20 protein-coding genes are annotated in these 22615 nt (G+C 68.2%); 15 read left to right on the top strand and 5 right to left on the bottom strand.

Translation table 11 applies throughout. The features are described 5' to 3' along the window. The first annotated feature begins 27 nt into the window (after nucleotides 1-27). The 8 genes from DC347_RS01425 to DC347_RS01390 all read left to right on the top strand — a co-directional run bounded on the left by DC347_RS01425 (nucleotide 28) and on the right by DC347_RS01390 (nucleotide 7228). Nucleotides 28-531 (top strand): tripartite tricarboxylate transporter TctB family protein, encoded by a 504-nt coding sequence (locus DC347_RS01425; RefSeq protein WP_109044189.1) that lies wholly within the window; start codon nucleotides 28-30, stop codon nucleotides 529-531. Between the two features lie 2 nt (nucleotides 532-533). Next, nucleotides 534-2036 carry a tripartite tricarboxylate transporter permease gene (locus DC347_RS01420; protein ID WP_018763344.1) on the top strand — a complete coding sequence of 501 codons (1503 nt, stop codon included), beginning with the start codon at nucleotides 534-536 and terminating at the stop codon, nucleotides 2034-2036. A 48-nt stretch (nucleotides 2037-2084) separates the two neighbouring features. Next, entirely contained in the window at nucleotides 2085-3092 is a 1008-nt protein-coding gene (locus DC347_RS01415) for a tripartite tricarboxylate transporter substrate binding protein (protein ID WP_109044188.1), read from the top strand. A gap of 23 nt (nucleotides 3093-3115) precedes the next feature. After that, nucleotides 3116-3742: a methyltransferase gene (locus tag DC347_RS01410; RefSeq protein ID WP_109044187.1), complete on the top strand. Its 627-nt coding sequence runs from the start codon at nucleotides 3116-3118 to the stop codon at nucleotides 3740-3742. A gap of 45 nt (nucleotides 3743-3787) precedes the next feature. After that, nucleotides 3788-4567 (top strand): NAD(P)-dependent oxidoreductase, encoded by a 780-nt coding sequence (locus tag DC347_RS01405; protein ID WP_109044186.1) that lies wholly within the window; start codon nucleotides 3788-3790, stop codon nucleotides 4565-4567. A 79-nt stretch (nucleotides 4568-4646) separates the two neighbouring features. Next, on the top strand, nucleotides 4647-5984 hold the full coding sequence (locus DC347_RS01400) for a TRAP transporter large permease subunit (RefSeq protein ID WP_109044185.1): 1338 nt from the start codon (nucleotides 4647-4649) through the stop codon (nucleotides 5982-5984). 9 nt (nucleotides 5985-5993) lie between these two features. Further along, nucleotides 5994-6251, top strand: a complete 258-nt coding sequence (locus DC347_RS01395) for a hypothetical protein (RefSeq protein WP_018763339.1) — start codon at nucleotides 5994-5996, stop codon at nucleotides 6249-6251. After that, nucleotides 6248-7228 carry a cyclase family protein gene (locus DC347_RS01390; protein ID WP_109044184.1) on the top strand — a complete coding sequence of 327 codons (981 nt, stop codon included), beginning with the start codon at nucleotides 6248-6250 and terminating at the stop codon, nucleotides 7226-7228. The genes DC347_RS01395 and DC347_RS01390 overlap by 4 nt, the downstream gene beginning before the upstream one ends. A gap of 131 nt (nucleotides 7229-7359) precedes the next feature. On the opposite strand, the gene DC347_RS01385 is transcribed toward DC347_RS01390, so the two are convergent. Then, entirely contained in the window at nucleotides 7360-7932 is a 573-nt protein-coding gene (locus DC347_RS01385) for an MOSC domain-containing protein (RefSeq protein ID WP_018763337.1), read from the bottom strand. Nucleotides 7933-7988: 56 nt separating this feature from the next. Here DC347_RS01385 and DC347_RS01380 point away from each other — a divergent pair, with 56 nt between their 5' ends. Further along, a complete protein-coding gene (locus tag DC347_RS01380) occupies nucleotides 7989-8960 on the top strand; it encodes an alpha/beta hydrolase (RefSeq protein ID WP_109044243.1) in 972 nt (323 codons plus the stop codon). Nucleotides 8961-9058: 98 nt separating this feature from the next. Here DC347_RS01380 and DC347_RS01375 read toward each other — a convergent pair whose 3' ends face one another. The 3 genes from DC347_RS01375 to DC347_RS01365 all read right to left on the bottom strand — a co-directional run bounded on the left by DC347_RS01375 (nucleotide 9059) and on the right by DC347_RS01365 (nucleotide 12407). After that, complete coding sequence (locus DC347_RS01375) at nucleotides 9059-11410, bottom strand: excinuclease ABC subunit UvrA (RefSeq protein WP_109044242.1); 2352 nt, start codon at nucleotides 11408-11410, stop codon at nucleotides 9059-9061. A gap of 131 nt (nucleotides 11411-11541) precedes the next feature. After that, nucleotides 11542-11961, bottom strand: a complete 420-nt coding sequence (locus tag DC347_RS01370; protein WP_109044183.1) for a VOC family protein — start codon at nucleotides 11959-11961, stop codon at nucleotides 11542-11544. Further along, a complete protein-coding gene (locus tag DC347_RS01365; RefSeq protein WP_109044182.1) occupies nucleotides 11958-12407 on the bottom strand; it encodes a helix-turn-helix transcriptional regulator in 450 nt (149 codons plus the stop codon). Before DC347_RS01365 ends, DC347_RS01370 begins: the two co-directional genes overlap by 4 nt. Nucleotides 12408-12665: 258 nt before the next feature. On the opposite strand from DC347_RS01365, the gene DC347_RS01360 reads away from it, so the two are divergent. The 6 genes from DC347_RS01360 to DC347_RS01335 all read left to right on the top strand — a co-directional run bounded on the left by DC347_RS01360 (nucleotide 12666) and on the right by DC347_RS01335 (nucleotide 22016). After that, nucleotides 12666-13052, top strand: coding sequence for a YgjV family protein (locus DC347_RS01360; RefSeq protein ID WP_018763332.1), 387 nt, complete (start codon nucleotides 12666-12668; stop codon nucleotides 13050-13052). A 93-nt stretch (nucleotides 13053-13145) separates the two neighbouring features. Further along, the gene (locus DC347_RS01355) at nucleotides 13146-16463 is read left to right on the top strand and encodes a DUF5107 domain-containing protein (RefSeq protein ID WP_240617662.1); all 3318 of its coding nucleotides are present in this window, start codon (nucleotides 13146-13148) and stop codon (nucleotides 16461-16463) included. Next, the gene (locus tag DC347_RS01350) at nucleotides 16460-17776 is read left to right on the top strand and encodes a cellulase-like family protein (protein ID WP_109044180.1); all 1317 of its coding nucleotides are present in this window, start codon (nucleotides 16460-16462) and stop codon (nucleotides 17774-17776) included. The genes DC347_RS01355 and DC347_RS01350 overlap by 4 nt, the downstream gene beginning before the upstream one ends. Nucleotides 17777-17786: 10 nt before the next feature. Continuing rightward, entirely contained in the window at nucleotides 17787-20123 is a 2337-nt protein-coding gene (locus DC347_RS01345) for a beta-galactosidase (protein ID WP_109044179.1), read from the top strand. A gap of 30 nt (nucleotides 20124-20153) precedes the next feature. Beyond that, nucleotides 20154-21041, top strand: coding sequence for an AraC family transcriptional regulator (locus tag DC347_RS01340; protein WP_240617661.1), 888 nt, complete (start codon nucleotides 20154-20156; stop codon nucleotides 21039-21041). Between the two features lie 87 nt (nucleotides 21042-21128). After that, nucleotides 21129-22016 (top strand): SDR family NAD(P)-dependent oxidoreductase, encoded by an 888-nt coding sequence (locus DC347_RS01335; RefSeq protein WP_109044178.1) that lies wholly within the window; start codon nucleotides 21129-21131, stop codon nucleotides 22014-22016. Between the two features lie 25 nt (nucleotides 22017-22041). On the opposite strand, the gene DC347_RS01330 is transcribed toward DC347_RS01335, so the two are convergent. After that, nucleotides 22042-22572 carry a YbhB/YbcL family Raf kinase inhibitor-like protein gene (locus tag DC347_RS01330; protein ID WP_109044177.1) on the bottom strand — a complete coding sequence of 177 codons (531 nt, stop codon included), beginning with the start codon at nucleotides 22570-22572 and terminating at the stop codon, nucleotides 22042-22044. Nucleotides 22573-22615: the final 43 nt, after the last annotated feature.

The following is a 22615-nucleotide window of genomic DNA, read 5'->3' as shown; positions in this document are numbered from 1 at the left end:
CAATGACGCGCTGTGAAAAGGAAACTCATGACAACGGAGTCAGTCACGACGAAAACGGGGAGCACCATTCGGGTTGCCCGCGGTGTGCTGGCGGGGATCGGCGCCTTCGCCGCCGTCGGCATCTATGTCCTGGTCAGCTCGGTGAGCCTGGGGCTCTGGACGTCCCTGGGCCCCGGTGCCGGCCTGTTCCCCTTCGCCATGGGGGCTCTCCTGGTGGCGATGTCGGCCATCTGGCTCCTCCAGGAACTCCGCCGGCCCAGCGCCAAGGGCGAGGGCGTGGACAAAGGGGTGGTCATCTCCATCGTGGCCAGCCTGGTCATCCTGGCAGCGGTCATGGACCTGCTGGGCTTCCAGCTGAGCATGTTCGCGTTCCTGCTCTACCACCTTAAAATCCGCGGACGCCGGGCATGGGTGCCCTCATTGATCATCGCCCTGGCGGGAAGCGTCGGTGCCTTCTACGCCTTCAACTACGGCCTGAACGTGGCCCTTCCCGTATCGGCATTTACTCCGCTGAACCTGATCGGACTCTAGGCATGGAAACCCTCAACGAACTGCTCGGCGGATTTGCCACCGCCATGACCTGGCAAAACCTGCTGTTTGCCTTCCTTGGCTGCCTGCTTGGCACCATTATCGGCGTCCTGCCCGGCGTCGGCCCCGTGGCAGGGGTGGCACTGCTCATCCCTCTGACGCTCAACCTCGACCCCGCGGGGTCCATCATCATGCTGTGTGCCATCTTCTACGGAACCCAGTACGGCGGCACCATCACCAGCGTCCTGCTGAACACTCCCGGCGAAGCCTCCTCCGCCATCACCACCATCGACGGTTATGCCATGACAAAAATGGGAAGGGCCGGAGCGGCACTGACGCTGGCCGCCGTCGGTTCCTTCATCGGCGGCACCATCGCAACAGTCGGCCTGGTGGCCGCAGCCAAGCCGCTTGGTGAGATGGGCCTGCTGGTGGGGCCGCCCGAATTCTTCGCGCTCATGGTGGTGGGCATCTCGCTGCTGGTCGCCCTGGCGGGAAAGTCCATGGTCAAGGCACTGATCTCCGGCGCCCTGGGCCTGCTGATCTCCATGGTGGGCATCGATCCCGTGGCCGGAGCACCGCGCTTCACCTTCGGGATCGACAACCTGATGGACGGGGTCAGCTTCGTTGCCGTCATCGTCGGCGTCTTCGGGCTCTCCGAAATCCTCTCCTTCCGCCGGAACGAGCCCACCCCGGTGGTGCATGCCCCCGGTTTCCGGCAGCTGTTCCCGTCGCGGACGGAATGGCGCCGCAGTGCACCCGCCATGGCCCGCGGCACCGGCGTCGGCTTCGGCCTGGGCCTCATTCCCGGCATGACCGGGTCCGTGTCCTCGCTCCTTTCCTACGCTACGGAGAAAAGGTTCTCCCGGTTCCGCCACGAGCTCGGCAAGGGGGCCGTCGAAGGCGTCGCCGGTCCGGAGACCGCCAACAACGCCCACGCCAACGCTGCCCTCATCCCGCTGTTTACCCTTGGCATTCCCGCTTCGCCCACCATCGCCGTGCTGATGGGAGCGTTCCTGCAGCAGGGCCTCACCCCGGGACCCAGCCTGTTCACGGATCACTCGGAGATCGCCTGGGCCATCATCGCCAGCCTCTTCATCGGCAACGTCCTCCTGCTGCTGCTGAACGTCCCGCTCGTGGGGCTGTGGACTTCCATCCTCCGCGTGCCCACCCCCATCCTGACGGCCGTGATCCTCGTGTTCATGGTCATCGGGGCCTACACCATCAACTTCAGCGTCTTCGATGTCTATGTCATGATCGGCTTCGGCCTCCTTGGCCTGGCACTGCGGAACCTCGACATCCCCCTGGCTCCGATGGTGCTCACCCTGGTGCTCGGGCCGCTGATGGAACGCTCCCTGCGCGAATCGCTGGAAATCTCCCAGGGCGACTTCACCGTCTTCACCAGCCGTCCCATCTCCGCCGTCCTGATCGGCATCGGCCTGCTCATCATCTGCAGTCCGCTGCTCAAACTCCGCAAGCCCAAGGCCCTCATGGAGGACCCGGAGGCCTGACTCCACACCCGCAATCCCTGCACCCGCACCCTTCAAAGGAGAAGAACCATGTCACGCAAAAAGATTTTCGCAGCCGTCGCAGCTGCGTCCCTGCTCGCCCTCACCGGCTGCGGCGCCAACGCCGGAGCCAGCAATTCCGGTGCGGCCGCCGGCGACTTTCCCAAGAAGGGCAAGTCCATTGACCTGATCGTGGCCTTCTCGTCGGGCGGTGCCGTGGACACCGCCGCCCGGCTCATCCAGCCGGTCCTCGAAAAGGAACTCGGCACCAACGTTGAGGTCATCAACAAGCCAGGTGCCGGCGGCCAGATCGGCTACACGGCGCTGACCGGTGCCAAGCCGGGCGGCTACACCATCGGTGCCACCGGGTCCCCCTCGGTGGTGGTCTCACCCCTGGACCCGGCCCGCGGCGCCAAGTACACCAGGGACAGCTTCCAGCCGCTGGGCCGGCAGGTGATCGACCCCACCGTTATCGCCGTCCAGCCGGACAGCCCGTACAAGTCCCTGAAAGAGCTGCTCGACGCGGTCAAGGCCAAGCCGAAGTCACTCACCGCCAGCACCACCGGCATCCAGACCGGCGAACACTTCGCCCTGGCCCAGATCCAGGAAAGCACCGGCTCGGAGTTCGCGCCGGTCCACTTCTCCGAGGGCGCCTCGCAGGCCACCACCGCGTTCCTGGGCAAGCATGTTGACGTCCTGGTGGCCAACGTCAGCGACGTGAACGACTTCAGCAAGCAGGGCAAGGCACGCGTGCTGGGTGTCATGTCCGGGGACCGCGCCCCCTCACTGCCGGAGATCCCCACATTCAAGGAGTCCGGCTACGACCTGACCGCGGGGACTGCCCGCGGCTACTCCGCTCCCGCCGGGCTCCCCGCTGACGTGGCCAAGAAGCTCGAAGCCGCCATCGAGAAGGCCATCGAAGACCCGGCAGTGGTGCAGAAGATGAAGGACCTGGGCCTGCAGACCAGCTACCTCAACGGCACCGACTACCAGCAGTTCTGGGCAGGCCAGGAAGACGACTTCAAGAAGGTCCTTCCGCTGGTCCAGAAAAAAGACTGATCCGCATCTCTAAGGAATCGACCATGACAACTCCAGCCATCGACACCACCGCCGACTTCGCCCGCCCCGACCAAGGCATCGTGGACCGGCTCGCCAAGCTGCCCGCCGCCAACATCGGCGACGCCATGGACCGGCTCGGCGTCGCAGACTCCGCCATCCAGGCCGTCTGGCCCGGGGCGAAGCTCGCCGGACCGGCGTTCACCGTGTGGACCCGGCCCGGCGACAACAAGGGCATCCACGCAGCGCTGCAGCTGGCCCGTCCCGGAGACGTCATCGTGGTCGCCGGCGGCGCAGATGAATCCCGCGCCCTCCTTGGTGAACTGATCGGTGAGCGCGCCATCAACCTCGGCGTCGCGGGCTTCGTGCTGGACGGAGCAGCGCGCGACGCCGAGGCGCTGGGCGAGATCGGCATGCCCGTCTTCGCCCGGGCTACTTCGCCCGCCGGCCCCTACAAGGATGGCCCCTTCAGGCTGGGGAGCGCCGTCGCCTTCGGCGGCGTCCCCGTCCTGCCCGGCGATGTCATCGTTGGTGACTCCGACGGCGTGGTGGTCATCCCCCGGGACCAGGCCGCCGTCGTCGCCGACGCGGCCGAGGCCGTGTTCGCTGATGAAACCGGCCGGCGCCAGGCAATCGTCGCCGCCCGCAACTGAAATGCCACACCACCAAGATCGTCACGAGAAAGAACTGAGCAAACCATGACAGCGTGCACCGTCATTGGCCTCGGCGAAGCCGGAGCCACCTACGCCGCAGCGCTCGCAGCTGCGGGCCACCAGGTCAGCGGGTTCGATCCCGTTGCCGCCACTACCCCGGAAGGTGTTTCCCGGGCGGCAACGGCGGCCGAGGCCTGTGCCGGGGCTGAGATCGTCCTGGTGATGACCGGAGCTGCCGCTGCGCGCAGCGTGGCACAGGAATGCCTGCCGGTCCTGGGTGACGGCAGCGTCTACGCCGATTTCACATCATCTTCCCCGGGCGTCATGCAGGAACTCGGACAGCTGCCCAGCAAAGCCCGCTTTGCCGACGTCGCCATCCTTGGACCCGTCTCCGCCCTGGGGGAAAAGACCCCGCTCATGGTGAGCGGTCCTGGCGCCCAGGCCGTTGCGGAACTGCTGCGACCGCTCGGCGTGCAGGTGGAAATCGCCGACGGCGAGCCCGGTGCAGCGATGGCCCACAAACTGCTCCGCAGCGTGCTCATGAAGGGCCTGGCGTCCGTGGTGGTCGAAGCGGTCCAGGCCGGCCACGCGGCAGGCCTGGAGGAGTGGATCCGCGGCCAGATCGCGAACCAGCTGGCGGGGGACGGCCAGGCCGTCATCGACAGGTTCCTCACGGGAACCGCCAAGCATGCCGTCCGCCGCTCCAAGGAGATGCAGGACACCGCCAACTATCTCTCAGACCTCGGTGTCCCGGCCGAGATGACCACCGCCTCCGCCGCCGCCCTCGCCCGGATGGCGCAGGCCACGGAACCGGCCTTGCGCTGACCGCACAGCAGGGCACAATCAAGAACGGGAAATACGTGATGTCAACAGCAACCGGCATTCCGCCGACAGGAGCAGCAGCATGATCGGCATTTGGGCACTTGGCGCCTACCTTGCCGTCATCCTGCTCTGGACGACGGCGATCAAGCGCAGCGTGGGGGAAGCCATGATCTTGGGCTTCCTGGTGGTGCTGCCGTTTACCGGAGCCGCCGCGGCACAGGTTGGTTGGTCAGCGCTTTCCTCGGCAGCGACCGACGAAATTGTCTACGCCACCATGGCGTTCGTCTTCATGGGCTACCTGCTGGACAAGGGCGGCGTCCTGGACCGGCTGATCGACCTGTTGAACTCCGTGATCGGCGGAGTCAAGGGCGGTCCGGCCTGGGTCTCCACCGTGGCCTCGGCAGGCCTGGGCGGAGTGGTCCACAACCAGGCCGCCATCGCCGCAACGGTAGGCTCCGTGACCATCCCCTGGATGGAAAAATCCAAGCTAGACAAGCCGGCTGCCGCAACCCTCGTGGCCGGGAACGCCGGGATGGGCATCACCTTCCCGTTCAGCGCCTCCATGTTCGTCCTCGTCGGCTCGGCCACGGTGGGGGCCCTGCTGGACATCAACGCGTTGGTCCTTCCCCTGCTGTTCGGCGGCCTGTGGTGCTTCCTGCACCGGCTCATCGTCACGTGGCTGCTCATCAGGAAGAGCGGAATGGCGCCGCTCGACGCCGCCCACCGCCTGTCTGTCCGGACCGCGTTCGGCCAGGGATGGGCCACGCTCCTGCTGTTCGTCGTCGTCGCCATCCCCCTGGCAGTCACCTCCGGGTTCCTCACCCCGGCCCTCTCCGACTGGACCGGCGGCGACGTCAGCAAGTCCGTCAGCGTGATCGTCTGGATCCCGGTGGTCCTCCTCATCACGGGTGCGCTGCTGGGCAGGAAGCAGCTGCCCCGCACCGGCCGGGACTGGGGAACCTTGCTGCAGGGCTCGGCCCCACGGTTCGGCATCGTCGGCGTCACGGTGCTCTTCGCTTTCGCCGGCGCCAACGCGCTCGCCGCCACCGGCCTGCCCAAGCAAATGACCGCCCTGCTGAACGGGCTGAACCTGCCACTGTGGCTGCTTGCCATCCTGATCGGACTGATCGTCATCGCCGTTGCAGCCCCCCTGTCCGCCACCGCCACGATGGCCGCCGTGGGAACGGTGGGCGTGGCTGCCCTTGTGGCGGCCGGGGTGCCTGCCACCACTGCCGCCGTCGCCGTCCTCATTTTCTCCTCCTGCGAGGCCGCGGTGCCGCCCGGTGGTGCACCGCTCTATGTGGCCTGCGGCATCGCGGACGTCAACCCCATCAAGACCTTCGCCCGCTTGCTCACCCACTATGCGCTGCCCCTGCTGGTCATCGGCGTGCTGATCATTCTCGGCATCCTGCCCATCTAAGGAACCACCATGAACACACCCCGAAGGTTCATCCAGACCGTCTTCACCCTCACCCTTGGCGTCCTCCTGGCAGGCGGCGTCCTGTTCGTTGCCGGGCAGGCCGCGGGCCTGGTGGCCGGGCAAAACGCCTGGCTCGAGTTCTTCAACACCTACGTCAAGCCGCCCGTGTGCATTGCCGCATCGGTGTGCGCCGTGGCCGGGTTCCTGCTCAGCTACCAGCGCCCCCGGAAACAGGCCGAACAGCAGCAGGAAGCCACCACCCGATGACCGCACCCGGAACCTTTCCCACCTTCGCGGAGCTCCTGGCGAGGGAGGGCAACCTGGCGGGTGCATCGTGGGGCCTGTTCCCCGAACCGGGCAGGGGCACGCCGTCCTTCATCACGCCGGCTGCCCTCCTCGAGGCCAGGAACAGCATCCGGTCCGGGACCGTGTTCGGGCTGGACTATCCCGCAGATGCCTTTGACCCGGGGATGTCGCTCAAACGCAGCGCGCCCCGGCATACCATTTACTCCTCCCACCCTGCCCACCGGGACGACTACCTGGACGGGTATTACCTCCAAGGGTCGACGCAGATTGACGGGCTCCGGCACCGTCGCGCAGATGACGTTGGCTTCTACAACGGCGTCCCGGACCACCGGATCACCGAGGGCACGCCGGACCTTGGCATCCAGGAATGGGCGGAGCACCCCATCGCCGGGCGGGGAGTCCTGGTGGATCTCGACGGTTTCCGGAAAAGCGTGGGGGAGCCCATCGACCATGCAGGCGGGGAACCGCTGGGCCTTGACCTGCTTCAGGCAGCCATGGAGTCCCAGTCCCTGACCACCCGTCCCGGCGACATCCTCCTGCTCCACACCGGGTGGTGCGAATGGTTCCTCGCGCTGGACCCGGAAGAGAAACAGCGCCTCCGTGAGAGCCGGAAGGCAACAGGCGTGGCGCAGTCGCAGGAGTTCGTGGCCTGGGCCTGGGACAGCCGGTTCGCCGTCGTCGCCGCCGACAACTTCGCCGTCGAATGCCTCCCCGCCGTCCCGGACAGTCCCTACCAAGAGTCCGCCTTCAACGACCACGGCATGATGCACCAGCAGCTCCTGGCCAAGCTCGGCATGCCGCTCGGGGAGCTGTGGCGGCTCGGCCCCCTGGCGCGGCACATGCGCAGCACGGCCACGTGGGATGCGTTCATCAGCATCAAGCCGCTGAACATCACCGGCGGCACCGGCTCCCCGGCCAACGCCACCGCCATCATGTGAGCTGAGGCCGCACCCGCGTCACGCGGGGCACGCTTTCAGGCAGCGCACGACGGCGGTGGGCAGGGATTCAGGGGCTTCCCCGCCGATGGCGGGCCGAAAGCGTGCCGTGCGTGACGCCGTCGTACGCGTTACTAGGGAAGCCGCGACGGCCGCAGGAAACTCGACTCCCCGGCCCGGCCCGGATCCAGCGGCACCGGACTGGCCAGCACGGCAGGGCCCCGGTGCAGGAACCCGCCGGTCAGGGCGCGGCACCGGATGCCGCCGCGGCCCCGCATGGCCGGGTGGGCGCCCGGGGCGAGCATCCCGTCCATCCACGCGCAGGGCTGGGCATGCCTGCCGCCATGGAACTCCACCACGTCCCCGCCGGACTCCAGGGCAAAATCGTGGCCCAGCAGCGGCGCCAGCTGCGCCCCGCGGAGCACCACGTTCCTCCGGGTCAGCAGGGGATCGAACGGCTGCGAGCCCAGCTCGGCGGCGATCGCCTCGAGGGATTCGACGGCGAACAGGGTCACCGCTGCGTCCATGTGGGCGGCCTTGCCGAAGAACCGGTCGCCCACGATGCCTTTCCCGGCCACCACCTCAGCCTGCGCAGCATCTTCGGTCGGAACATCGGCGGCACCGTCCCGGGCACGGCCGAAGTAGGCGTGCGCGGGGGACACCAGCAGGTGCAGGATCTCGACGTCGTACCGGAAGCTTTCAGCCATACCGCCAGCGTATGCCGTTCCCCGCAATCCGGCCGCCCGGTGGAAAGATCAGACCCATGGATACCTCACCAACCGCAGCCCGGGTTCTGCCCGCCAGACACAGGACCGTCCTCTTCTGGGCGTCGGTGGCCTGTGCCGCCGCCCTCATCCTGGTTCCCGCGTGGATGCTTGCCGGCAATCCCGCAGTCCTGGGCGGACACCCCCTGCTGCCGGGCATCCTGCTGGTGGCGGCTGCGGCCGGCGTCGTCTGGGCCATCCTGCTGTGGGTGCGCCGCGATGTTCCGCGGCCCCGCTCCCGTGTCCGGGCCGTCGGCGCCTGGGCGGGCAGGATCGCCGTGCTGGCGCTCGCCGCCGGCCTGGCCTGGCTAAGCCCCTTCGCCTACCAGCCGGGCCAGGCAGCGGAGGCGGGCCCGACGTCGGACCTCGCCGTCACCGAGTCAGCCACCGCCATCACCATGTCACCTGAGGGCAGGACTGCCACCAAGGGGTTGGTTTTCTACCCGGGTGCCCGGGTGGACGCCAAGGCGTACCAGGACATCCTGGCCCCCGCCGTGGGGGCCGGGTACCGGGTGGTCATCCTGAAGGAACCGCTGGGGCTCAGCCTGCTGGACGGAAGCCAGGCCAGGAGCGCCATGGCCGACAACCCGGACATCAGGACCTGGGCGGTGGGCGGCCACTCACTTGGCGGGGTATCAGCATCGTCCTTCGCCCTGGCCAACACCGATGTGAGCGGCCTTGTTCTCTACGCTTCCTACCCGATCGAATCCCTGCGCGGGCGGACCGGCCTGTCCGTCCTGTCCGTCTCCGGCAGCCAGGACGGACTCAGCACCCCCGCCAAGATTCAGGCATCCCGGGACCTCCTCCCCGTGGATACGGAGTTCGCCGCGGTCCAGGGCGGGGTGCACGCGTTCTTTGGCGACTACGGGGCGCAGCCCGGCGACGGCGAACCCGGCATCAGCCGGCAGGCCGCACAGCAGCAGATCGCTGCAGCTACCGTGTCCTTCCTGGGGCAGCTCCAGCGGAGCTAGGTTTCGACAGGCTCAACCACCGAAAGGCTCAACCGCCGGCGGGCGCAACCACCGGCAGGCGCAACCGGCGCCGGGGTCAACCGCCGGCACCGTCCGGATCAAGCTCCGACGTATGCCGCCAGGTGCTGCCCGGTGAGCGTGGCCCGGCCGGCCACCAGATCCGCCGGCGTACCCTCAAAAACGATCGAGCCGCCGTCGTGCCCGGCTCCCGGTCCGATGTCGATGATCCAGTCCGCGTGCGCCATGACCGCCTGGTGGTGCTCGATGACGATGACGGACTTCCCGGAGCCGACCAGCCGGTCCAGCAGGCCAAGGAGCTGTTCGACGTCGGCCAGGTGCAGGCCCACCGTGGGCTCGTCCAGGATGTAGATCTCCCCGGCCTCGGCCATCTGCGAGGCGAGCTTGAGCCGCTGGCGCTCGCCGCCGGACAACGTGGTCAGTGGCTGGCCCAGGGTGATGTAGCCCAGCCCGACGTCGGCAAGCCGCTCCAGGACCTTGTGCGCCGCGGGCGTTTTGGCCTCGCCGTCGGCAAAGTACGCCAGCGCCGCGTCCACGGACAGGTCCAGGACGTCGGCGATATTCTTCCCGCCCAGGGTGTACTCCAGGACGGCGGCCTGGAACCGGCGGCCCTCACATTCCTCGCAGGTGGACTCCACCGTGGCCATGACGCCGAGTTCGGTGAAGATCACGCCGGCGCCATTACAGGTGGGGCAGGCGCCCTCGGAGTTTGAGCTGAACAGCGCGGGCTTGACCCCGTTGGCTTTGGCGAAGGCTTTGCGGATGGGTTCCAGCAGCCCGGTGTAGGTGGCCGGATTGCTGCGCCGGGACCCCTTGATGGCGCCCTGGTCAATGACGATCACCCCGTCACGCTTCGCCAATGAGCCGTGGATCAGCGAGCTCTTGCCGGACCCCGCCACGCCCGTCACCACGCACAGCACCCCCAGCGGCACGTCGACGTCCACGTCGCGCAGGTTGTTGGTGGAGGCGCCGCGCACCTCCAGCGCGCCGCGGGCCGCCCGGACCGAGTCCTTCAGCCGGGACTTGTCACCCAGGTGCCGCCCGGTGATGGTGCCGCTGGCACGCAACCCGTCGACGTCGCCCTCGTAGACGATCTCACCACCGCCGGCACCGGCGCCCGGACCGAGGTCGACGACGTGGTCGGCGATCGCGATCATCTCCGGTTTGTGCTCCACCACCAGGACGGTGTTGCCTTTGTCCCGCAGCTGCAGCAGGAGCGTGTTCATCCGCTCGATGTCGTGCGGGTGCAGGCCGATGCTTGGCTCGTCGAAGACATAGGTGACGTCGGTGAGGGACGAGCCCAGGTGCCGGATCATCTTGGTCCGCTGCGCTTCGCCGCCGGACAGGGTGCCGGCCGGACGGTCCAGTGACAGGTAGCCCAGGCCGATCTCCGCGAAGGAATCCAGGAGGTCCCGCAGCCCGGCCAGCAGCGGGCGCACCGTGGGCTCGTCCAGGCCGCGGATCCACTGCGCGAGGTCGCTGATCTGCATGGTGCACAGGTCCGCGATGTTCTTGCCGTTGATCCGCGAGTCGAGCACCTCCGGCGTGAGGCGCGTGCCGCCGCAGTCCGGGCAGGTGGCGAACGTGACCGCCCGTTCCACGAACCGCTTCACGTGCGGCTGCATGGCCTCCACGTCCTTGGACAGCATGGACTTCTGGATCTTGGGGATGATGCCTTCGAAGGTGAGGTTGACGCCCTCCACCTTGATCTTGGTGGGCTCGGCGTACAACATCGTGTCCAGTTGTTTCGCCGTGAACGTAGCGATCGGTTTGTCCATGGGCAGGCCCATACCCTCGAACAGCCGGCCGTACCAGCCGTCCATGGAGTAGCCGGGGACGGTGAGTGCGCCCTCGGCCAGGGACTTCGAATCGTCGTACAGGGCGGTCCGGTCGATGTCGCTGACGTTGCCCATGCCCTCGCACCTCGGGCACATGCCGCCGAGGTAGGTCACCTGGCGGACCACGTTCTTTTCCACCCGGCCCCCCTTTTCGGTGCTCATGACGCCGCTGGCCTTGCGGGTGGGCACATTGAAGGAGAAGGCGGTGGGCGGCCCGACGTAGGGCTGGCCCAGCCGGCTGAACAGGATCCGCAGCATGGCGTTGGCATCCGTGGCGGTGCCCACGGTGGACCGCGGGTTGGCGCCCATCCGCTCCTGGTCCACGATGATCGCCGTCGTGAGCCCCTCCAGCCGGTCCACATCAGGCCGGGCCAGGCTGGGCATGAAGCCTTGGACGAACGCACTGTAGGTTTCGTTGATCATGCGCTGCGATTCGGCGGCGATGGTGGCGAAGACCAGGGAGCTCTTGCCCGACCCGGATACTCCCGTGAACGCGGTGAGCCGCCGCTTGGGCAGCTCAAGGCTGACGTCCTTGAGGTTGTTTTCCCGTGCGCCCTGGACCCGGATGAGGTCGTGGCTGTCGGCCAGATGCATTCCGGTGTGCGCGGCGTCGGTGCTGGTGTCGGTGCTCAAGGTGTCCCCCTGTGTCCTGGGCGGCACTGCGGGGAGGCTGCGCTGGCTGCCTCCCGCGGCGTCGTCCGTTATATACGTTGCTGGTTATATGCCTAAGGCTGCTGGTTGATGCGGACCGTGTTGCCGGCCGGGTCGCGGAAGGCGCAGTCGCGGATCCCGTAGGGCTGGTCGATGGGTTCCTGCACGACGTCGGCGCCGGTCGCCTCCACCTTGGCGAACGCCGCGTCCACGTCCGGGGAGGAGAGGACGATCGTGGCGTAGGTGCCTTTGGCCATCATTTCGGCGATGGTGCGGCGCTCGTCGTCGGTGATGCCGGGGTCCACCGCCGGCGGATGCAGGACGATGGAGACGTCCTTCTGGCCGGCCGGCCCCACGGTGATCCACCGCATGGTGCCCCGGCCAACGTCGTTGCGGATTTCGAAGCCCAGGGCGTCGCGGTAGAACGCCAGCGAGGCGTCGGGATCGGTGGCGGGAAGGAAGGTTGAGGAAATGTTGATGTCCATGGCAGTCATGCTAGTAACGGCGCAGGGGCGGGCGCTTCTCGATTCCTGACCGGTCTGGTGACCTGCTTCGCCACGCAGGCGGGGATCCCCGCCGTCGAGTTCGCTGCCTCCTGCTTGTAGACGCTGGGCGGCATCCCCACCAGTTCGCTGAAGCGGGTGCTGAAGGTACCCAGCGAGGAACAGCCGACGGCGAAGCACACGTCCGTCACGCTGAGGTCCCCCATGCGGAGAAGCGCCATGGCGCGTTCAATGCGGCGGGTCATGAGGTAGCTGTACGGGGATTCCCCGTAGGCGAGCTTGAACCGGCGGCTGAAGTGGCCCGCGGACATGTGCACGTCCCTGGCGAGGGATTCAACGTCCAGCGGCTGCGCGTACTCCCGGTCCATCCGGTCCTTGACGCGGCGGAGTTGGGTGAGTTCCCGGAGGTAGGGATCGGCGGCTGGACTGCTGGTCACAGCTCCGATCGTGCTACGCCGCGGGGGTCTTGTCCACCCTCTTCGGCGGCGGGGAACCGGGCGTCAAAAGTGCTCCGGGGTGCGGGGTATGATTATGCCGCCGGCCAGCGTATGAGGTCCTCGCCCGAACAGGGCTTGAGGCAACGCAGAGCTGGATGTGAGCGGTCCCGCGGGTCCGGCACGCGGCGAAACCAAACCTTGATTCACCATCTTGAGCCCTGCCCGGATACTGCGCAGGCACCACCTTGGAAGGACGCCATGGAACTGCTGTGGGAAATTGCCGGCTGGGCAGGCGCGGTTGCGATACTCAGTGCGTACCTGGCCGTTTCCATGGGCTGGCTGAAGGCAGGCAAGGGCTTCCAGACGGCCAACCTGTTCGGTTCCGTTGCCTTCATCATTAACGGAACCCTGCACGGGGCCTGGCCGTCCGTCGTCACGAACGTGGCCTGGTTCCTGATCTCCGCGGTGGCGCTGGTCCGGATGCGGCAGGAAGACCCGGCCCCCTCCCTCGAACCGGCGCAGGTCCAGTACCCGGGGGTTCCGGACGGCACCGGCCAGCTCGCTGTGGTGGAAGCCCTTACCGGGTCCCTGCCGGTCATGCCGTCGGTCCATCCCGCCGGGGACGGGCCGCGGCTGGCGCTTTAGGCTCATCGGGGCCAACGCCGCGTACACGATCGTCCATATAACCGCGCGTTTTTGCCATGGCCACCGCCTAGGGCGCCTTCATAGCCTTGGGGGGTGACCAACGAACTTACCCCGCCGGGCAGGATTGTGCTGCCCGATGCGCCGCAGGACCAGCAGGACATCCTGGATGCAGGCGGCGTGGCCTGCTGGAGCGAACCCGTCCTTATCGACACCTACGCCCCAGGGGAGCCGGACCGGTATCCGTTGTTCCTTGACCGGCGGGTGTACCAGGGATCCAGCGGCAAGGTGTACCCCATGCCGTTCATCGACAGCATCGAACCGGACAAGAAGCCCAGGCTGTGGCAGGCCATCCACCTGGAAAACCGGTACGTCCGCCTGATGCTGCTGCCCGAAATCGGCGGCCGCATCCACGTGGGATATGACAAGACCGCAGGCTATGACTTCTTCTACCGGAACAACGTGATCAAGCCCGGGCTGGTGGGACTGGCCGGGCCCTGGATCTCCGGCGGAGTGGAATTCAACTGGCCCCAGCACCACCGGCCCGGCACGTTCCTGCCGGTGGAAACCGCCGTGGAGCCTGCCGGCGACGGCAGCGTCACCGCCTGGCACACGGACCTGGACCCGTTGCAGCGGATGCGCGGAACCCATGGCGTCCGCCTCCGGCCAGGCAGCTCCCTCATCGAGGTGGAGGCCCGGCTCTACAACCGTACGGACGAGCCCCAAACCTTCCTGTGGTGGGCGAACGCCGCCGCCCGCGTGCACGGGAACTACCAGTCCTTCTTCCCCACCGACGTGTCCCACGTGGCGGACCATGCACGCCGCGCCATCACGGCCTTCCCCCGCGCCGACCGGCCCTACTACGGCGTGGACTACCCCGCGCTCGCCGGACAGCATGGAACCCCGGATGCCGACCGGCTCGATTTCTACGCCAACATCCCCGTCCCCACGTCCTACATGGTCACAGACACGGCTGACAGCTTCTTCGGCGGATACGACCACGACGCCAAGGCCGGCTTCGTGCATTGGGCGGACCGCAGCATTGCACCCGGCAAGAAACAGTGGACGTGGGGGAACGGTTCCGTGGGCAAGGCCTGGGACAAGCACCTAACGGACGACGACGGCCCGTACGTCGAGCTGATGGCCGGCGTCTTCACCGACAACCAGCCGGACTTCAGCTACCTCGCTCCTGGCGAGATACGCACCTTCAGCCAGTACTGGTACCCCATCCGGCACATCGGCCCGGCGCACCAGGCGAACCTGGAGGCCGCCGTCGCGCTTTCCCTTGACGACGCCGGCCGGACCGCCACGGTGGGTGTTGCCGGCACGGGCCATACGGAAAATGCCACGGTGGTCCTGGCCCTTCATGGCGAAACCCTCCACACGTGGACCGCCGGACTGTCCCCGGACCGGCCCTTCACCGCCACGGTTCAGCTGCCCGCCCCGGCCGAGGAAACGGACCTGGCCCTCAGCGTCATGGACGGCGCCAGGGAACTCATCTCCTGGACCCCACGGCAGCCAACGGACCGTCCCGCAGAGCCCTGGGCAGCCACCGAACCAGCGCCTCCGCGGGAGATCGAAAGCGCTGACGAGCTCCATGTCACCGCAACCCACCTGGCCCAAAACCGGCACCCCACCAGGAGGCCCCAGCCTTACCTTGAGGAGATGCTCCGCCGGGATCCAGGGGATTCCCGCGCCGCCACCGCCCTTGCTGCCACCCAGTATCGGACCGGGGCCTATGCCGGGGCCCGGAAGCTCCTTGAAACCGGCCTGGACCGGCTGACCGGCCGCAACCTGAACCCTCCCAGCGGGGAGGCAAGCTACCGGCTGGGCCTGGTCCTGGAACGAACGGGCCGGCTCGCTGAGGCCCGTGAACGCTTCGGGAAGGCCGCCTGGGACAGGGCCTGGGCGCACCCTGCCCGCCTCGCCTTGGCCCGGTTGGCCCTCCGGGAAGGTGAGCCGGCCACCGGGCTCCGTCATGCCGATGCCGCGCTGGCCCTGGAATCAACCAGCCCGGAAGCCAGGCATCTCCGGTACCTGGCCCTGGAAAACTTGGGCCGCAGGGCTGACAGCGCCCGGCTGCTGCAGGACATCCTGGCCGCGGATCCACTCGATCCCGTGGCCCTCTCGCTCGCCGGATCCCTTGACGTCGCAGACCCCAAGACCGGCCTGGCCGTCGCCTGCTGGCTGGCCCGCGCAGGCCAGTGGCAGCTCGCCCTGGACCTGACCGAAAGCGCGCCGCCCGCGGGTGCTGACCCGGCCTTCGGCAACCCCGCGCCCATCCGCCACTACTTGCGCGCCGGATGGCTGGAAGAACTGCTGGACCCGCAGGAGGCTGCCGCGCAACGGACAAAGGCGCGGCGGGCGGACACCACCCATGCCTTCCCGTACGGCCTGGACGAGTTCGATGCGCTGCACCGGGCCCTCGAAGCCGACCCGCGTGATCCCGTGGCGCACGCGCTGCTGGGTTGCTGGCTGCTTGACGCGGAACGGACCAAGGATGCGCTGGGCCACCTGCAGAAGGCGTTGATCCACGGGTCCACCGATCCCGTGGTGTGGCGCAATGCTGCGCTGGCCACGGTTAATACCGGTGGCGACCCGGCCGCCGCTGATGCGTATCTTGCCCGGGCCCTGGAACTAAGCCCGGATGACGCGCGGCTCGTCTTCGAACGGTCCGTCCTGTCGGAGCTCCGCGGGCTGCCCGCGGAGGAGCGGCTCGCCGCCATCGAACAGCATGGACCGGCCGTCCTGGCGCGGGACGATCTTGCCGTTCTCTACGCCAACCTGCTGACCGACGTGGGGCGGCCGCAGGAAGCCCTGGTGCTCCTGGGATCCCGAACGTTCCAGCCGTTCGAGGGGGGCGAGGGCCTGGTGCTCGCCGCCTACGACCGGGCAGCGGTGCAGCATGCGCGGACGTTGATGGAGCAGGACCCGACGGCGGCCGCCACCTTGCTGCGCACGGGCATCGAAGCGCCCGCGAACCTGGGCGAAGGCCGGCATCCCCGGGACAGCATGGCTGAACGCTTCGTGGCGCTCGGCGATGCGCTGGAACGTGCCGGGGACGCTCAGGCCGCGGTGGAGGCCTGGACTCGGGCCTGCCGGCAGGCGGGCGCCCTGGCAGTTGAACCCGGCCCGGCCGGCCCGGCCGACTACTGGCGCGGCGTCGCCATGTCCCGCCTGGGCAGGGGTGGCGACGCCGAGGACGTATGGCGCCGGCTGGAGGAACGGGCCGACGAACTCGAAGCCGCCCCCGCCGCGCCCGACTACTTCGCCACATCCCTCCCGGAACTGTTGCTGTTCGCCACCGACACCGCTGCATCCCGCCGCACGGCGGCTGCGTCACTGCGGGACCTGGCCGGGCGGGGCCGCCTGCTGACCCGCAAGCCGCAGCTGGAAGGAACCGGTGCCCCGTGACGGAAGAACCCCGCTACCTCGGGTCCGGCACGGTGCACGTCGACACGCGCTCCCTGACGGGCGCACCGCCGTCGCACCTTCCGCCCCGCCTGGCCATCAGCCTCTGGGACTTCTCCTGGTACACCCGCGCCGAGGCGGGCGGACCCTACGCGGACCTGGACGCCGCCTGCGCACGGGCCGCCGGGCTCGGATACAACGCCGTCCGCATCTGCGCTGCGCCGCTGCTGCTCCATGGCGGGCTGGGGCTGGAGGCGCTCGCGGAGGACCTGGTGATCGAAGGACTGGGAACGGCGCCCGACGGCGGGATATACGGCAGGGGGACCCGCTGGTATGACGTTCCCGGCGGGTACCGGATCAACCTGCGGACCCGGCTCCTGGACCTGTTCGAGGCCGCCGCCCGGCACGGGCTGGTGGTGATCCTGGCCAGCTGGGAGTACCAGCAGTCACCCGCCTTCGCAGAATCGCCGGAATGGTTCGAAGCCATCGACGCCGTCCCGCTGGAAGACCGGTACCGTGCCCTGGCCGACGCCTGGGACCGGCTGATCGGCGAGGTGTCGGATGCCGGGCACCGGGACCGCATCGCCCTGGTGGAACTGCACAACGAGGTGGACTTCTCCATCCTCCCGCCGCTCGCCAACGGCAGTAGTGAGGTGGAGCGGCTGCGCTCGCTGCATCCGGACCTGTTGATCACGGCCAGCTACGGCAAGCCGCCGCACGTTGCCATGCATACCCTGCCGGAGGGCCTGGGCGCGGCGCAGTTCCACGTGTACAGCTACGGCGTGCTGGACGCCCTGCAGCAGCAGATCGACATCCGTTCCGAAGGGAGCGGCGGGTTTCCCAACCGGGCACTGCGGGCTTTGCTGAAGCCTGGCGCACCCTCGGTCGCGGAGTATGGCCGCCTGCCCGAGTGGAAGTACCGCGCCACCGTGGTCACCGGCCAGATGCTCTACGGCTACGACTGGCTCGATCCCGATGCCTGGGACACCTGGCTGTACAACGAATACGGGCCCTACCGGGAAGTGATGCGGCGCGAGATTGAATCGCGGGTGACCGCCATCGCCGCATGGGCCCGCTGGAAGGACGTTCCCGCGGTGGTGGGCGAGGGCTGGATCGGTTACACACCGCTGCTGGGCACCTTCGAGGAGGGGCCGGTGGGGCGCGAGCTCGCCGAACACGGCATCCGCACCGCCCTGGAGCACGGCGTGTGGGGCATGGTGCTGTGCTCCAATGCTGCGCCGCACCACCCCCTGTGGGCCGACGAAGACTGGCAGCGCCGCATGAACCACCTGATCCGTACCGCACCTGTGACCTGAAAGATCCGCCATGCCCTCCCCGAACACGGCCCTTGACCTCCTGACCGCCACCCACCGGCCGCACAGCAATGCCCTGCTGCGGCCGGCCATGAGCAACACCGAGGATCCGCACGGCAGGTGGCGGGTCACCAACCACTACCTGGAGTGTGGCGGACGCCCGGCCATCCCGGTCTCCGGGGAAATCCACTTCAGCCGGCTGCCCAGGAACCGCTGGGAGGACAGGCTCCGCCTGATGAAAGCCGGCGGTATCACCGTCGTGGCCTGCTACGTCTTCTGGATCCACCACGAGCCGGTGGAAGGTGATGCGCGCTTTGACGGCAACCTCGATGTTGCGGCGTTCGTGCGGCTCTGTGCCTCGCTGGACCTGGACGTCGTCCTGCGCATCGGGCCCTGGGCCCACGGCGAGGTCCGCAACGGCGGCTTCCCGGACTGGGTGCAGGCGGCCCGCGTCCGCCACCGCACCAATGATCCCGCCTACCTGGACATGGTGGAGCGCTGGTACAACCGCCTGGGGGCAGAGCTTCACGGCCTGTGCGGTCCGGACGGCAACGTGATCGGCATCCAGCTGGACAACGAGCTCTACGACCAGCCGGCCCATCTTTCCCGGTTGAAGGAGCTGGCCCGGGCGGCCGGGCTCGGCGCCCCCCTCTGGACCGCGACCGCGTGGGGCGGGGCGGACCTGCCCGGGGCCGAGGTGCTGCCGGTCTTCGGCGGTTACGGGGACGGATTCTGGGTGGATGCCGGCGCGCCGTGGGATCCGACGTTCCGCCAGCACTACTTCTTCAGCCACCAGTGGGACGATCCCGGCATCGGGGCCGACCTCCGCGAACACCTGTCCGGAAACGAGGCCGCGCCGCCCCGGTCCACCTCCGACCTTTATCCGGCGGCCACCTGCGAGCTGACCGGCGGCATGGCCACGGCCTATCAACGCCGGCCATGGCCAGCGGGCAAGGACGTGGCGGCCGTGTCCAACAACAAGATCGGCAGCGGCTCCGGCTGGCAGGGCTATTACATGTTCGCCGGCGGGACGAACCCCGCGGCCGGCCTGCAGGAGACCCAGGCGACTGGCTACCCGAACGACCTCCCGGAGTTCGACTACGACTTCCATGCGCCCATCGGTGCATCCGGCAGGCTGGCGCCGGGCTTTGCCCTGCTGCGCCGGCAGCACGCGTTCCTCGCCGCGTTCGGGGACCTCCTGGCGCCGATGCCGTCCACCCTGCCGGACCGGGAGCCGTCCGGCGTGGAGGACTCGGAGACGCTGCGCTGGGCGTTGCGCTCCGACGGGACGTCCGGTTTTGTGTTCCTTACCTGGCACCAGCCGCATATACCGCTTCCGGCATATAGTGGTGCGCAGTTCCGCCTGGGTCTGGCAGATGGGCCTGTGACGGTTCCGGACGTGCCCGTCGACATCCCCGCAGGCACCATCGCCGCCTGGCCGGTGAACCTGGAGATTGGGGGCGTCCGGTTGCTCTGGGCCACCGCGTCCGCGCTGACAGTGCTCGATTCCGGGGGACCGCCGACACTGGTGCTCGCCGCGGAAGCGGGCATCGAACCGCGGCTGTGCCTGCCGGAGGGGACGGTCCTGGAAGGCGAGGCTGCTCCGCTGGGCGGGAATGCCTGGGCTGTCCGCCCCTCCCTGGCTCAGCTGACGGCGACGTGTTCCGGGGGTGCTTTGAAGATCCTGGTCCTCCCCGCTTCCTTGGCGGACCAGGCGTGGGTGCTGGAGACGCCGCGCGGCCGGGAGCTGGTGCTGTCCGCCGAACCGGTGTGGATGGACGCCGTCGGCTTGCTGGCGGGCCGCTCGCTGGGCGCGCCCTCGGTCCGGCGGTATGCACGCGAAACCGGGCGGTTTGAGGCTGTATCTGCCGCAATGCAGTTGAGGGCACCTGCCCGCCGCGACGTTCCCCTGGTGCCGGTCCGCGCTGCGGCCGCCATTCCGGCGTCCTTCGGCTCGCTGGCGGGCCGGGCTGCCGCGCCGGGCCGGGAAGCGATGGCGGAGCTCTCCGCGGAGTACAGGATTGAACTTCCGACGACGGACGCCGCCACCGGCGGTGCGCCCACCGAGCTGGAGGTCACCTGGGCGGGTGACGTTGCCCGGCTGCTCGTGGACGGCCGTGTGGTGGCCGACCGCTTCTGGGACGGATCGGAGTGGGTCATCGACACCGGCGATGCCGGCATCCGCGCCGGCTCGGAGGTCTTGCTCCAGGTCCTGCCGCTTTCCAAAGATGCAGAGGTGGGGCTGCCCGCCGCGGCCCAGCGCCTGCGGGACGCCACGTCTGGGGACTTGCTTGCCGTTGAAAGGGTGCAGCTGGTGTGCTGGTCCGATTGGCGGGAAGACCTGGGCTGAGCCCTCCCGCCGTCGTAGGATGGACGTTTCGTGACGGAGGGGACGCAGGTGGAACGGGCGCATGGATTCCAGAATCAGCGGCTGGTGGTGGTTCCCCGGCCCTTGGTCCTCGAAGCCCTCAACCGTCCCATCACCCGGCGCCTGGTAGTCACCGACGCAGGATTGTTTCCCGCCGCCGCGGACCATGGCCGCTACCGGCCACAGGGTGCGGACGAAACCATCGTCATCCTGTGTGTTGACGGACGCGGGTGGGTGGAAACCGCCGGTGCGCGGACCGACGTCGGCAAGGGGACCGCCGTCGTCCTTCCCGGCGGCACGGGCGAGGCCCACGCGTATGGTGCCGCCGGGGATGATCCATGGACGATCTGGTGGTGCCACGTCCGCGGAACGGATGCGGCGGAGCTGGTTGAGGGAGCCGGGGTCAGGCCCGGCCGGTGCATTGTTCCGGTGGTGGCGGCAGACCGGCTGACGGCGATGCTGGATGAGATCGTCAGCGCCCTGGAGAAGGACCAGTCACCCGCCCGCCTGGTTGCCACTGCGGGAATGGCGTGGAAGCTGCTGGCTACGTTGGCCGTGGACCGCCGGGTTCCGGAGAAGGGGACGCCGCTGCAGCAGGCCATGAATTACCTGGAGGAGCGGGCGGACGGCGCCATCCGGCTGGCTGACCTGGCCGCGCTGGTGGGTGTCTCGTCGTCGCACCTGAGCAAGCTGTTCCGGGAGGCGACCGGCGGGGGAGTGCTGGCACACCACACGTCCCTGAAAATGGCGCGGGCGCGGCACCTGCTGGATACCACGGGCCTGACTATCGCGCAGGTGGGCCGCGAGGTGGGGCTGCAGGACCAGTTCTACTTCTCCCGCCAGTTCCGCAGGCTGCACGGGATCAGCCCCAGCGCGTACCGGGCGGAGCGGAAGGGGTAAGGCTGCCTGCGCCTTGCTGGATCCGGGGACGCCGGAGAAACTAAAGGCATCCAATGGCCCAAGCACCATCAGCACCAAGGAGCGCCCGTGAGCGAACAGAACGTTGCCCCGTCACCTACGCCGGCCAAGGGTGTGGCGCTGATTACCGGAACGTCCACGGGGATAGGCCTTGCCACCGCGGTGGAGGCCGCGCGGGCAAGCTGGACCACCATTGCCACCATGCGCGACCTGCAGCGCGCGGACGCGCTTCGGGCCGCGGCCGATGAGGCCGGAGTATCCCTGGACATTCGTCGGCTTGACGTTACGGACGCGGCGGACATCGACCGTGAGATTGCGTATTGCATTAGTTCCTACGGCCGGCTGGACGTGCTGGTCAACAACGCCGGAAGTGCGGCGGTGGGTACGGTGGAAATGCTGGGTCTAAAAGATTTCCGCAGCGCCATGGAAGTCAACTTCTTTGGCGTGGTGGCCCTGACCCGCGCCGCCCTGCCGCACCTGCGTGAGAGCGGCGGACGCGTCGTTACCATCAGTTCGGTGGGCGGGATAGTGGGCCAGCCCTTCAACGAAGCCTATTGCGCGGCCAAATTTGCCGTTGAAGGATTCCTGGAAAGCCTGCAGCCCGTGGCCAGGACCGTTGGCGTCGGGGTGCACGTCATTGAACCCGGTGCCGTGTCCAGCAATTTCGTGGCGAACGCCCGGATCGATGTCCCGGCCCTGCTGGAAACGGCCGGCTCCTACACCCCTGCCATCACGGCCTACCTGGAACGAACCAGCACACAGTTCGCCAGCAGCAGCGCGCAGCAACCGGCGGATGTCGCGGCGGTGGTGCTGGCCACCATGGAAGGCGCTGAGCCCGCCTTCCGGATCCAGACCTCGTCCTGGGCGCACGACTTCGTGGCCACCAAACTGGCCGACCTGGACGGCAGCCGGGTCACCGGCCTGACCGCGGGCTGGGTGGCTGCCCCACAGGAGTGACCTGTTTCGTTCGCCAGGCCGCCTGCTAGGGCTGTTCGAAGGTTGCCACTATCCGGGCCCGCGCTATTGCGTGGGTAAAGAGGTTGAAGCCGAGGTTGGCAGGACTGGCATCGGCCGGGATGTCCAGGTGTTCGACGTCAACGGCGTGAACGACGACGTGATAGTGGTGCACGCCGTGGCCGGGTGGGGGAGCAGCCCCCACAAAACCGCGCATGCCGGCGTCGTTGGCCAACTGCACGGCGCCGGCTGGCAGCCCGGAATCTGCCGCACCCGAGGGCAAGGACGTGGTGGATACCGGAAGATTAAACGCCGCCCAGTGCCAGAACCCGCTGCCGGTGGGAGCGTCGGGGTCGAATATGGTGACCGCGAAGCTGCGGGTTTCCGGAGGGAATCCTTCCCAGGCGAGCTGGGGGGACTGGTCTTTGCCCCCCTCTATTCCCATTTTGCCGCTCGCTTGCGCAACCGGAAGCTTCTCGCCGTCGGAAATGTCTGTGCTGGACAGCGTGAACTCGGGAAGTTGAGGCAGGCGGGAATAGGGGTCCTGTTCGAGATTCATGTGTCTCCTGTCGCACTCATTCAGTGGTGTTTCATCAGTATGC

Source organism: Pseudarthrobacter sp. AG30, from assembly GCF_003116525.1.
Taxonomy (GTDB): Bacteria; Actinomycetota; Actinomycetes; order Actinomycetales; family Micrococcaceae; genus Arthrobacter.
The sequence above is the reverse complement of the archived record's forward strand: the minus strand, read 5'-3'. Positions and strand labels throughout refer to the sequence as shown.

What these genes read in the sequence shown, in the direction of transcription:
- DC347_RS01425 (WP_109044189.1), top strand. Translation starts at nt 28, where the DNA reads ATGACAACGGAGTCAGTCACGACGAAAACGGGGAGCACCATTCGGGTT.
- DC347_RS01420 (WP_018763344.1), top strand. Translation starts at nt 534, where the DNA reads ATGGAAACCCTCAACGAACTGCTCGGCGGATTTGCCACCGCCATGACC.
- DC347_RS01415 (WP_109044188.1), top strand. Translation starts at nt 2,085, where the DNA reads ATGTCACGCAAAAAGATTTTCGCAGCCGTCGCAGCTGCGTCCCTGCTC.
- DC347_RS01410 (WP_109044187.1), top strand. Translation starts at nt 3,116, where the DNA reads ATGACAACTCCAGCCATCGACACCACCGCCGACTTCGCCCGCCCCGAC.
- DC347_RS01405 (WP_109044186.1), top strand. Translation starts at nt 3,788, where the DNA reads ATGACAGCGTGCACCGTCATTGGCCTCGGCGAAGCCGGAGCCACCTAC.
- DC347_RS01400 (WP_109044185.1), top strand. Translation starts at nt 4,647, where the DNA reads ATGATCGGCATTTGGGCACTTGGCGCCTACCTTGCCGTCATCCTGCTC.
- DC347_RS01395 (WP_018763339.1), top strand. Translation starts at nt 5,994, where the DNA reads ATGAACACACCCCGAAGGTTCATCCAGACCGTCTTCACCCTCACCCTT.
- DC347_RS01390 (WP_109044184.1), top strand. Translation starts at nt 6,248, where the DNA reads ATGACCGCACCCGGAACCTTTCCCACCTTCGCGGAGCTCCTGGCGAGG.
- DC347_RS01385 (WP_018763337.1), bottom strand. Translation starts at nt 7,932, where the DNA reads ATGGCTGAAAGCTTCCGGTACGACGTCGAGATCCTGCACCTGCTGGTG.
- DC347_RS01380 (WP_109044243.1), top strand. Translation starts at nt 7,989, where the DNA reads ATGGATACCTCACCAACCGCAGCCCGGGTTCTGCCCGCCAGACACAGG.
- DC347_RS01375 (WP_109044242.1), bottom strand. Translation starts at nt 11,410, where the DNA reads ATGCATCTGGCCGACAGCCACGACCTCATCCGGGTCCAGGGCGCACGG.
- DC347_RS01370 (WP_109044183.1), bottom strand. Translation starts at nt 11,961, where the DNA reads ATGACTGCCATGGACATCAACATTTCCTCAACCTTCCTTCCCGCCACC.
- DC347_RS01360 (WP_018763332.1), top strand. Translation starts at nt 12,666, where the DNA reads ATGGAACTGCTGTGGGAAATTGCCGGCTGGGCAGGCGCGGTTGCGATA.
- DC347_RS01345 (WP_109044179.1), top strand. Translation starts at nt 17,787, where the DNA reads ATGCCCTCCCCGAACACGGCCCTTGACCTCCTGACCGCCACCCACCGG.
- DC347_RS01330 (WP_109044177.1), bottom strand. Translation starts at nt 22,572, where the DNA reads ATGAATCTCGAACAGGACCCCTATTCCCGCCTGCCTCAACTTCCCGAG.